The following is a 10799-nucleotide window of genomic DNA, read 5'->3' on the forward strand; positions in this document are numbered from 1 at the left end:
TGCCATTTGTGTTAGTTGCCGAATGCAGAAGTTATTGAGTCGTTCATTTCAGAAACAATTTTATCTGGCCCAAATTGCAGTATGTAGTTGTAAATGATATTTAACGAAATGATTTGCTGATTCCATAAGCTAACACTTTCGAACGGACGACCTTGTCCTTTAGATATAAAAATTCGGATAAAATCAAAATCAGCATCTGCGATGCCCGCGAAAGCATTTGCTCTTATTGATGAATTTTCTAAATAACGAACGAAGTCTTCAGTCGCATTTTCAAAATCTGGGAATCCTGGCGTACTTGTGCCAGGGCTGATGAATGTTGGCGTTATATCATACTTGGAAAAATAGTTTTCATTATATTTTGATATAATAAATCTAAAGTAAGACCGCAGAAATTTTTTTTCAAAGTCTAAGTATGTCTCTTGGAAGTTGAAATCCGTATCGAATCGGAGTACGCGTCCTCTCCAATTGTTATCTAAGCTCATGTCGTCGAGTGCAATTTGTGAGTTGGTAACTAATGAATCAAGGTCTTGATAAAATTGTATAGAAGTGCCTTGTTCAGAAAGGCCATTCATCCAAAGGAACTGTCCGAGTTCGGTCGATTTATTAGCCGGCAAGTCAACGACAATTATTGATCTTCTTCTGATGATTTGCTTTCCATTGATCTCTTGTGGGAACACAGTAATTTCGAAACAGGAGTTCTTTCCTTGTTTTTCGAGGAAGCTTCTAATAGCCGCAAGAATGTTTTTCCTATTCATGTTTTCACCGTTCGATACATATCTTTTGCCTTTATTAAACCCACGCCATTCATAATCAATTTTTGAAGTTTATGGTATTTTTTAATATAGGTATCATCGGGAACAATCACATATGCAATATCTTGAGTAGTTAGCTCAATTGGTTTGGTTGCTCGCCATTCTCTTTCTTCGTAGATAGATTCGAAGTCTTCCGATTGATGCTCTGGAATAGAAGGTGAGTGGGATAGCTTTGTGGGTATTTTTACGAAATCCTCTAGAGTCACGGTGTTCCCTGTTAGTTTCCAAAAGCGATCAATGTTATATTGTTTTTTTAGCTCCGTTTCCGTGATGTGTGGATAGTAGAGCACTGGGCGTACATGATTAATAAAGCTTCCTTCGACTACTCGATTACGACGAATTCCAATTCCAATATCGCCATACTTCGCCATATGGATTGGTAGTGAATTAATCGGAATATCACAGAAGCATACGGACTTGGGTTCTTTTACTAGGTAGTTATGTATGTCACTAGCTTCTGCCATAGTTCCATAATCTGCTGATGTCAGTATTAGAGTTCGATCGTAAAAGCTGCTGTTCGCTATATAAGGCTCAAGAGTTAGATTTTTGCTGTCTTCGTCAAAATAGCTTAGCAGTCGCTTGATTGCTTTGTCGTAGTCGTAGTTTTCGAAATCTTTTGGTCCGATGAAATGCCATAGTAAATCAGAGATATGGCCTTGCTGCTGGTATTTGTTGCGCGGATCTTTCTTTGTGGACATGTAACAATCTTTGCATAGGTTTAAAACATTAATAAGTTTATCGGATTGTCAGCGGTAATTCCGTATTAAGGTATAGGGGGATGATTGGGCTCGGCTCCTCCCACGAATGCGCATCACGTGCATTCGTCCCGAAGCCGGGGCCGTTCACTCGTCACGCCATCGTGGCGTGCCGCTTTTCGACGAACGCTCCCCCGGAGCATTCGCCGCAAAGACGCTCTCTCTTCTTCGAGTCCTGCTGAAGACGTACGAGTCCCTTGTGGAGATTTTCGTATATTCAATTTTAAGATTATTGAAAAATGGATGGGGTAGCAGGACTCGAACCTGCGAATGACAGAATCAAAATCTGTTGACTTACCAACTTGTCGATACCCCAACAAGATGAACGGTTGAACCGCTAAACTACGGATTTTGCGTGAAGATTGCAATCAGTGACGCACTGCGAACGTAGCAATAGTCGAAAGAATCGGGCCTTAGCCCAATAGAAAAAGCCCGCTAGTGCAGGGTTTGCTGCAAGAGCGGGCAAAACTGTCCTTGGGGTTTTGAAGCCGCCTCCGGTTTCAAGCCTCCACAAATGGCCTAAAACTTGGCGTGAGCAGGGTTACTTCAAACCGTTAGTAATCGTCGCTGCCGTGATCGCTCCCAGGAGCTTTCTGGCGCTTCAAGTTTACTAGGGTTTCTCCCATGGACTTTAATTCGTTTTCGTATGCTTCAAAGACCATGTCCTCGATCATCGCGCGCGTCTCTTGGTTCAGAGGATGGGCGATATCGCGGAATTGGCCGTCTTTTCTTTTTTTAGAGGGCATGGCGACGAATAAACCCGTCGTGCCTTGAATGACTTTCAGATCGCGAACTACGAAACAACCATCAAGCGTGATGGAGACGTAGGCCTTGAGGCGATCCTCATTGACCGGGAAAACTTTCACTTCGGTGACTTTCATAGAGTCCCTTTCTAGGTGCTGATCTTGTTGCTACCAATGGAGCCATACTATGGTCCGATCTCTATTTCGGACGATGCTGTAGTTTTCTAAAGACCTAGGTCGAGGAAAGTTCTAAAATCATCGGTCTGCTTAAATTCTGTCTCAAAGCGAAACACTTCACCACTTACAAAACTTTGAACGAAAAGCATCTTCGTCGGGAACGGGCGCGGACTCCGTTGGGGGAGTGTGGACAATCCCAACATCGGTTCGGGCAACTGGCAAAGAATTCAGGAGCTTTGGGAATTAAACGGCAACAAAACCGTAACGTGACAGGGACGGGAGGGGTGTGGGAAACCAACCTCCATCCAGGGAGTTTTATGAAAGCGCTTATCGCATCTTTGTTGGTTTTGGTTCCTATGTCACAAGCCTCTGCAGTTACAGGTTTAAGCTGCATGCAAGTTCGCACGAACGATGGGTTCATGCCGAATCTTGTGACGATCTACACTCACGCAGGTCAGACAGATTCTTTGCGGTTTAAATTTTATATCTCTGATGACGAACGCCAAGTTGTTGCAGAAAAAGCTTCCGAAAATTCTGTAGAGAGCCAATACGGCAACGTTCGCTTGCTTGAAGACGGCGTTCTTAAAGGCGGAGCGATGGGGATTAAGTTCTTCGTTGAAAAAACAGTATTTGAATCCCGCGGCCTTGTGACTTGGAGATACTTCGACGGAGCAGAGGCTACTTACAGCTGCACTCCGTTTTAGTTTTTAGATTTCAAAATTAGAAAATGAAAAATCCCCGGTGATGAGCCGGGGATTTTTTTATTCAGCATCTGTGTAGTAGACGGTGTATGAATAGAGGGTGGAGTTAGCTTTAATTTCGAGATAGTTTTTACCAAGTTCATCTGGTCTGAAGGGAGCCTCATCCCATGGTCTGCTGTATGGACCTTGGTAAACATAGTAGCCAGTTAGTTCGACTCCCAAGATGATTTTCCCCTCTGGGGCTCTCACGAATGCTGAATTGCTATATTGCTGAAAGAAATTTTGTGACCAAACGTTTCTGTAACTTACGGTTTTGCTTCCATAGAGGGCAGTTCTTTTTTCGTTATCAATATTCGTATTATAGAAGGCCTGACTAAGAGTTCCAGCCCATTGCCGTTGAGTGTAGTTATACTTGCACGCAACTTTATCGACTCTTGACGTAGGTTCTACAAATTCAACTGTTTCTCCGACTTGTGCAGTGACTTGTTTGGTTTGACCTAGAATATTGAAGCTCACTTGCTGTTTATTGTCGACCGAACCGCTGGCAAATGTTTGTCCGTTCACTTGGAAGTTATTTTGTGCAGATTCGCCTTTGTAATTTGCAGTCATAGATGTTTGAAATACCGGACTGTTTAATGCTGAAAAGCGAGTGTAAGTGCATTCCAGAGCTGGCGTTCCAGTTTGTGTTTGGTCAATCGGACCATCATCCCAACCAGCCAGACAATTTGCAGAAGTTAGGATTCCAAGAGTTCCGATGATAGCTGCGATTACTTGTGTTTTCATTTTTATTCCTATTTGTTAGAGTTAGTGTTTTTGACTTTACGTCGCTTGCTACACAAATAGGTATCGCCTGTTTGGACTATTCTCTCAATTATCAGAATTAAGGTATTAAAAATTGATACTAAATGCCGTTTTTAGGATAGAAAGGGGAGCAAATGGCTAAAAAAGCAATCCCCGGAGCCAATCTCCGGGGACCACTTTGACCTACTGTTTATACTTGGAAAAATAAATTAAACGGCAACTGCTTCTGATGTTCTTGCCGCACTTGTGATGTGCGAGGACTCAGTTGTTTTTTTTGTGCCGTTAACAAGAATTTGTAACTCACCCACAAGGCCACTTAAGGCTTGCGCTTGCGCTGACATCTCCTCAGAAGATGCGGCGACTTCTTCTGACGAAGCGGCGTTGCCTTGAGTTGCTTGATCCAGTTGATTCATCGCTTTTGAAATCTGTTCGATACCTGTTGCTTGCTCTGTACTGCCGGCGGAGATTTCACCATTAAGATCGGCGACCTTTTTTACGGAAGTCAGGATCTCTTTTAATACCACACCACTGTTGCTGGCAATAGATGCACCATTTTCAGTTTTTTCAACGTTGTCCTTGATGAGTGAGTTAATGCCTTTCGCAGACTCTGCACTTTTTTGCGCCAAAGTTCTGACGGCGTCGGCAACTACGGCAAAGCCTTTACCTTGCTCACCCGCACGAGCAGCTTCTACCGAAGCATTCAGTGCCAGCAAGTTTGTTTGGAAAGCGATATCGTCGATGACTTGGATGATCTCTTCGATTTTTTTTGAGCCGTGAGAAATTTCGTTCATCGCTGCGATCAAGCGTTCGATTTCATGAAAACCCTTTTCCGCAGATTCACGAGAATTTTTTGAAAGTGTATTGGCTTCCTGGGCATGAGACGTATTAAGTTTGACCATACTTGAAAGCTCTTCAATTGAAGCCACTGTTTCCTCAAGAGAGGCTGCGGCTTCGGTAGCACCTGTCGATAGCTGTGCACTGGCTGAAGCGAGCTGGGCTCCGCCGGCCGCAGTATGTGAAGCCGCTCCAAAAATTTCTTGGCTGATGCGATTAAGCGTTTTGGAAAGTGAAGTTGAGAACAGTAAACCAAAGAGGCATCCAAATAATGTTCCGCCTATTACCATCATCATGACGATTAAATTTGCTTTGTCGCGAATGGACTCTGCAGATTTGACTTTTGCATCGGCCGCGTCATGGTGAAATTTAGAAAGTGCACTGACTGCTTTCGTATAGACTTCTGCTTTTTGAGGGCAGTCTTTAAAAAAGATGTCTAACATTTTTGCTTTGTCTTCAGGAGTACCAGATTTCTGATATTGAAGGACATCGACTCCGGTCTTCTTAAAATCGACCCATGCAGCTTGAAGGTTATCGTAAAGCTCTTTTTGACCTGGAATGAAACCGAGTCCGACATAAAGCTCACTTTGCTTTTCATAATCATTGATGGCTTCTATAACACCGTCAATACTATGAGAGGCTTGTTCAGTCGGCAAATTCGGTAAGCCCAGTGTTCTAAGGTTGATGCGAATTTTTCTATAGTTTAGGTACATCTGATCAAGATGATCCATCTTGGGTAAGGTCTTAGTCGCGATCCAACCGTATTCAGTGCTCACCGATGTTAACGAAATATAGCTGGTTATTCCGATGACAACGCTTACTCCACAGAGTATCAACGTTAGGAACAGTAATTTTGCCTTCAAACTTAAGTTAGCCATTTCAAGAACTCCTCTAGATTTAAGGTAGGTTTCTATCTACCCCGTAATGTTTATAGCAACGCTCTTTACGGCAAAAGTGAGGGATACTTTAAGGATATATCCGTACTGATTTAAACTTACTGAAGGACCTGGATAAAAGTAGATATAAAGAGTAATGGGACGAACGATAAAAGGAATTAGAGATAAGGAGTTGAGCAAACTTGTTAAGAACCTGGCAAGAAATGTTCACCGAGAAAGAACGAAACAGGGAATGACGATGCAGACCTTAGCCACGTTGGCCAAGATGGCGACGTCCACAGTTTTTGAAATCGAGAATGGGAAGGTTGAAGATTTCAGAATGAGTACAGTGACTGCCTTGGCGCAGAAGCTGGGAGTGGAGCCGCTGGAGTTATTGCAGTAGTTTTTGTTTCAATGTGGTTTAAAAATAAAAAAGCCCGCTGATGAAGCGGGCTTTTTGCTTGTCGCAAACAGCAAACTAATTGCCTTCGATATTTATGATTTGAATGCGAGCATTTCGCGCGATTCTTAGAGTGTTCGCACCTTTTTTAAGATTCTTAATAACGTCTTTAGAATTCGCCACAGCTTGTTTGTTCACGTCCAAAATAACGTCACCAACTGCAAGGCCTGCTTTGCTAGCCGAAGAGTTGCGAGCTGTTTCGATCACGATCGGCTGTTTCATATCTTCAGGTAAACCCCAGTCAGCACGAATTGCAGCCGTTGGGTCGATGATCGTAAAGCCCAAGTTAAACGGAGCACGTTGGCCTTCGTATTTTTTAACTTCGGTCTTTTTAGCAACCTTATCATCCACACGTTCAGCAACTGTTACGGAAACAGTCATTGGCTTTCTGTCGCGGATCAATTTCATCGTCGATGCTTTACCAATCGGTGCATCACTCACGGCATCTACCAAGCTCAATGAGCTATCGATGGATTTACCGTTAAACTCAGTCACGATGTCATAGATTCTTAGACCTGCGCGAGCCGCTGGCCCACGTGTATCAAGCTGAGTAATCACCGCACCACTTTGCTCGCCTAATCCCAAGTATTCTGCTGCTTCAGGATCCAAATCACCAAGAGCTGCACCAATGTAGCCACGAGCGATGCGACCTTTTGCTTCAAGTTGCGGGATCAAAGCTTTCACTTCATCGATAGGGATCGCAAAGCCGATACCTTGCGCACGAGCATCGATTGCAGAGTTCACGCCCACAACCAAACCTTTAGTGTTCACAAGTGGACCACCAGAGTTTCCTGGATTGATACTCGCATCAGTTTGGATCAAAGGAATCTTATTGATTTCAGCAATACCGCGTCCTTTGGAAGACACGATACCTTTAGTCATCGAGTGACCGTGACCAAATGGATTACCGAAAGCCGCAACCCATTCGCCGACTTCAAGGTCTTTAGAAGATCCCAAAACCGCTGTTGTAAGTTTTGATTTAGGTTTGATTTTAATAAGTGCGATGTCTGTACGTTTATCGCTACCAATAAGTGTTGCCTCATAAAGATCTTTAGAGTCTTCGCTCAATTGAACTTTGATTTGGTCAGCACCCTCGATCACGTGATTGTTAGTTACGATCAAACCGTCTTCACGAATGATGAAGCCTGTTCCCAAGCCCATCATTTGCGGGCGTTGTTGTTGCTGCTGGGGAGGTTGTTGCATGCGCAAACCATATAGTTGCTCAAGCATATCAAGCATCGGGTCGCGACCACGTGGCATATTTTTAGGAATCGCTGTTGTCGAGATATTTACGACAGCAGGATTAATAGCCTTACCCAACTCGACAAAAAGATTTGCCGGAAGTGGGGCAGAAAGATTCATTTTTGGTGGATCTTTGGGGAAAGCGACTTGTTGAGCTTGAGCGATATTTTCTGTTTGAATAAATGCTGCCATCGAGGCAGCTAACAGAAGGATTGAAAACTTCTTCATAAGAACTCTCCTAAATCGAAACAAATTTCATTTGAAGGTCATTAATTAGGTTGTCTAAAAATTGGCTCTCATCGGCTGTGAGATTGCCTTTAGTTTTTTGCTGTAAGATCACCAAAAGATCGATGTTAAAACGAGCCATGTTTTTATCTTTTGAAGTTTGGCCCGTTTGAGGATCTGGTGCCAGGCCCATTGCCATGATGGCGGCAGAGGCCAGGGACATAATTAGTACGGATAAGGAAGCTTCCATTTTTTCTTGCATAAAACACCCTTAAGAAAACATGAGTTCACATCATTCGATGTCAAGGTTAGATCGGATAATACCCCATCAGCTTTTGAAGACGAGTTTCAATCGGTGGATGGGACTTCAAAAATAAATTCTTTTGCCTAAAGCCCTCTGGATTCACGATGAACAAGTGGCTTGTGCATGCAGGGATTTCCAGAGGTTGTGTTTGCGCAAGACCTTCTAGTCTCCACAACACCTCGCCCAATGGATGGCGATTATTTAATAATTCAGAAGCCATTAGGTCGTTTTCAAAAAATGATCTTTCGCCCACAACAACTTTGATAATCAACCAACCTACTGGCGACAGTAGCGGCATGAAAAACTGCAAGCGATACGGCAAGAAAGAATCCAAGAACTGCCCCAGACCCACAACGGAGTTCGCAAGGGTGGAGCTAACACTGAATGCGAAGGTATCAAGTCTGCGGATATGGCAAAGTTGATGTGCCACAACGGCTTCTAGCTCTTTCGCATTTAACTTTTGTAAAAGACCTAGCGTAAAACCTAAGGATCCATTTTTCCAAGAGTGACCCACGCAGAAAGCGTTCGCTGAATTGTGTGGAGTCATAAATACTGCCGGAGCTGGCATGCCTAGTTGGTGAGACATGCGCTCGACCATATCTAAAACGCCCCAAGCGTCTTGGCCTTTTAGACGTTGTGCGCGCAATTTTGAAAGCACGCGATTTTCGCCGTAAAAGAAAACAATGAAGTTTAAAAGCAGGGCCATCAAGAAGCCTACGATCAGGCCTAAGCGTTCGCCAATTTGATACCCCAAAATTAGCAAAGCTAATGAAGTGGAAAGAATGAAAATCCAAACTTTGGTGTTCGTATTTGCCATAGTGATTTGTCCCATCGAATCGGCGTTAATTCAATACAAACTAAAGGCTAGGACTGTGACATAACAATTGCAAGGTTTTGCTCTGCCGACGCTCTGTGAAAATGGGGTCTGGGGTGCGTCAGTTCAAGCTTGCCGCAAGAGCTCTAAGAGAGTGAAATAGAAGGGATATTCTCGAGGGAGGACAGGTGAGCGAAGTCGACATCATGGCGTTAAACGCCGCGATCAAACAAGAAAGCCAATTCATCGACAAAATGATGGCTGAGATCAATAAAGTTGTGGTCGGACAAAAGGAAATGGTCGAAGGGATCATGATGGGTCTGCTAACAGGCGGTCACATCTTGCTTGAGGGTGTTCCCGGTCTTGCAAAGACTTTGACGATTTCTACAGTTTGTAAATCTATCTCGTTAGATTTCCAACGTATTCAATTCACTCCCGATCTATTGCCGACAGACTTGATCGGTACAATGATCTTTAATCCAAAATCTGGAGAGTTTGCTCCCCGTAAAGGTCCTATCTTTACGAATATCGTTTTGGCCGACGAGATCAATCGTGCTCCAGCGAAAGTGCAATCAGCACTGCTTGAGGCGATGGCGGAAAAACAAGTCACTATCGGTGATGAATCCTACAAACTTGCAAATCCATTCTTGGTTCTGGCAACTCAGAATCCGCTTGAGCAAGAGGGGACTTACCCACTTCCAGAAGCACAGATGGACCGTTTCATGTTTAAGATCAACGTGGTATACCCACACAAAGGCGAAGAGCTTGAGATCTTGAATCGCATGGGTACGAATGAAAAACCTGTCGTAAACCCAGTGATCTCTAAAGAAGACTTGCTACGTGCTTCTGATCGTATTGATCAGATTTACGTAGATAACAAAATCAAAAACTACATCGTAGAAATCGTCATGGCTTCCAGAAATCCTGGCGAGTACGGTTTGTCACGTATCGCAAACTTGATTAACGTGGGCGGTTCTCCGCGTGCGACGATCTGTTTGTTCCGTGCTGCGAAAGCTCACGCGTTCCTTCGTGGTCGCGGTTATGTGACAGCTGAAGACGTGAAAGCTATCGCTTATCACGTAATGAGACATCGTTTGATTCTGACTTACGAAGCTGAGGCTGAAAACATCAAGTCTGATGACGTGATCAAAGAAATCCTAAGCCAAGTCGAGGTTCCATAAAGATGGGATTGCCTCCAGAGGTCTTAAAGAAGGTCAAACTCCTTGAGTTGAGCACAAGAAAACTTGTGAACAATCTCTTTGCAGGCGAATACCATACCGCCTTCAAGGGGCAAGGTATGACCTTCGCAGACTTCCGTGAGTATGTTCCGGGCGACGATGTTCGTTCCATTTCCTGGCCGCTAACTGCGCGCACAGGGAAAACTTTTATCAAAACATTCGAAGAAGAACGTGAGCTGACTTTGATCATTGCGGTTGATGTCAGTGGTTCCAGTGATTTTGGAACAGGTCCTTATTTCAAGGGCGAAGTGATGACTCACATGGCGGCGTTACTTGCATTTTCTGCGGTTAAGAATAACGACCAAATTGGTTTGTTACTTTTCAGCGATCAGGTTGAACACTTTGTTCCACCTAAAAAAGGCCGTGGCCACGTGCAACGTTTGCTCCGCGATCTTTACTACTACAAACCAAAAAGTCACACGACGAAACTTTCTAACGGCTTTAGCTTCCTGCAAGGTGCTTTGAAAAAACGCGCGACCATTTTCGTATTCAGCGATTTTATGGACGAGGGTTATGATCAAAGTTTACGTCTGCTGGGAAGAAAGCACGACGTCGTGGCTTGTGTAGTGAACGATGCGGCAGAGTACTCATTACCAACGATGGGTGTGATTGAAGTTCAAGATGCTGAAACAGGCGAAGTGCTGACGGTGGATACATCTTCAGCGGGATTCAGAAAAGAGTACGAAAAGGCCGTTCTGCAGCGCAAAGAAGCGCGTGATAAATTGCTACGTAAATCCCAAGTGGACCGCGTGGATGTAAAATCCAGCGAAGATTTCGTTGATCCTCTTGTGGCGTTTTTTAAGAAGAGAAAATAATTA

The 10799-nt window shown here is 43.9% G+C and carries 12 protein-coding genes and 1 tRNA gene; 4 read left to right on the forward strand and 9 right to left on the reverse strand.

Annotation, left to right across the window (positions count from 1 at the left end; all coding sequences use genetic code 11):
* Positions 1–11: 11 nt before the first annotated feature.
* The 4 genes from ACLVWP_RS04870 to spoVG form a co-directional block, all read right to left on the reverse strand.
* A complete protein-coding gene (locus tag ACLVWP_RS04870) occupies positions 12–755 on the reverse strand; it encodes a hypothetical protein (RefSeq protein WP_413560419.1) in 744 nt (247 codons plus the stop codon).
* A complete protein-coding gene (locus ACLVWP_RS04875; protein WP_413560420.1) occupies positions 752–1510 on the reverse strand; it encodes an abortive infection system antitoxin AbiGi family protein in 759 nt (252 codons plus the stop codon). The genes ACLVWP_RS04870 and ACLVWP_RS04875 overlap by 4 nt, the downstream gene beginning before the upstream one ends.
* 297 nt (positions 1511–1807) lie before the next feature.
* A tRNA-Gln gene (locus ACLVWP_RS04880) sits at positions 1808–1883 on the reverse strand.
* A gap of 238 nt (positions 1884–2121) precedes the next feature.
* Positions 2122–2448, reverse strand: coding sequence for a septation regulator SpoVG (gene spoVG / locus ACLVWP_RS04885; RefSeq protein ID WP_413560421.1), 327 nt, complete (start codon positions 2446–2448; stop codon positions 2122–2124).
* Positions 2449–2804: 356 nt separating this feature from the next.
* Between spoVG and ACLVWP_RS04890 the strand changes: the two genes are divergently transcribed.
* Complete coding sequence (locus ACLVWP_RS04890; protein WP_413560422.1) at positions 2805–3191, forward strand: hypothetical protein; 387 nt, start codon at positions 2805–2807, stop codon at positions 3189–3191.
* 57 nt (positions 3192–3248) lie between these two features.
* Here ACLVWP_RS04890 and ACLVWP_RS04895 read toward each other — a convergent pair whose 3' ends face one another.
* Positions 3249–3971 carry a hypothetical protein gene (locus ACLVWP_RS04895; protein WP_413560423.1) on the reverse strand — a complete coding sequence of 241 codons (723 nt, stop codon included), beginning with the start codon at positions 3969–3971 and terminating at the stop codon, positions 3249–3251.
* A gap of 227 nt (positions 3972–4198) precedes the next feature.
* Positions 4199–5701 carry a methyl-accepting chemotaxis protein gene (locus tag ACLVWP_RS04900; RefSeq protein WP_413560424.1) on the reverse strand — a complete coding sequence of 501 codons (1503 nt, stop codon included), beginning with the start codon at positions 5699–5701 and terminating at the stop codon, positions 4199–4201.
* 154 nt (positions 5702–5855) lie between these two features.
* Between ACLVWP_RS04900 and ACLVWP_RS04905 the strand changes: the two genes are divergently transcribed.
* Complete coding sequence (locus tag ACLVWP_RS04905; protein WP_413560425.1) at positions 5856–6101, forward strand: helix-turn-helix domain-containing protein; 246 nt, start codon at positions 5856–5858, stop codon at positions 6099–6101.
* 75 nt (positions 6102–6176) lie between these two features.
* On the opposite strand, the gene ACLVWP_RS04910 is transcribed toward ACLVWP_RS04905, so the two are convergent.
* From ACLVWP_RS04910 to ACLVWP_RS04920, 3 genes are read right to left on the reverse strand one after another with little or no spacing between them, the layout of a single operon-like run.
* Entirely contained in the window at positions 6177–7628 is a 1452-nt protein-coding gene (locus ACLVWP_RS04910; protein WP_413560426.1) for a trypsin-like peptidase domain-containing protein, read from the reverse strand.
* 10 nt (positions 7629–7638) lie between these two features.
* Positions 7639–7887 (reverse strand): DUF1844 domain-containing protein, encoded by a 249-nt coding sequence (locus ACLVWP_RS04915; RefSeq protein ID WP_413560427.1) that lies wholly within the window; start codon positions 7885–7887, stop codon positions 7639–7641.
* A 46-nt stretch (positions 7888–7933) separates the two neighbouring features.
* Entirely contained in the window at positions 7934–8761 is an 828-nt protein-coding gene (locus ACLVWP_RS04920; protein WP_413560428.1) for a M48 family metalloprotease, read from the reverse strand.
* A gap of 188 nt (positions 8762–8949) precedes the next feature.
* Here ACLVWP_RS04920 and ACLVWP_RS04925 point away from each other — a divergent pair, with 188 nt between their 5' ends.
* Both ACLVWP_RS04925 and ACLVWP_RS04930 read left to right on the forward strand, forming a co-directional pair.
* A complete protein-coding gene (locus ACLVWP_RS04925) occupies positions 8950–9924 on the forward strand; it encodes an AAA family ATPase (RefSeq protein WP_413561564.1) in 975 nt (324 codons plus the stop codon).
* A gap of 47 nt (positions 9925–9971) precedes the next feature.
* On the forward strand, positions 9972–10796 hold the full coding sequence (locus ACLVWP_RS04930; RefSeq protein WP_413560429.1) for a DUF58 domain-containing protein: 825 nt from the start codon (positions 9972–9974) through the stop codon (positions 10794–10796).
* The last annotated feature ends 3 nt before the right edge of the window (positions 10797–10799 follow it).

This window comes from Bdellovibrio sp. HCB209, from assembly GCF_047306065.1.
Classification (GTDB): domain Bacteria; phylum Bdellovibrionota; class Bdellovibrionia; order Bdellovibrionales; family Bdellovibrionaceae; genus Bdellovibrio.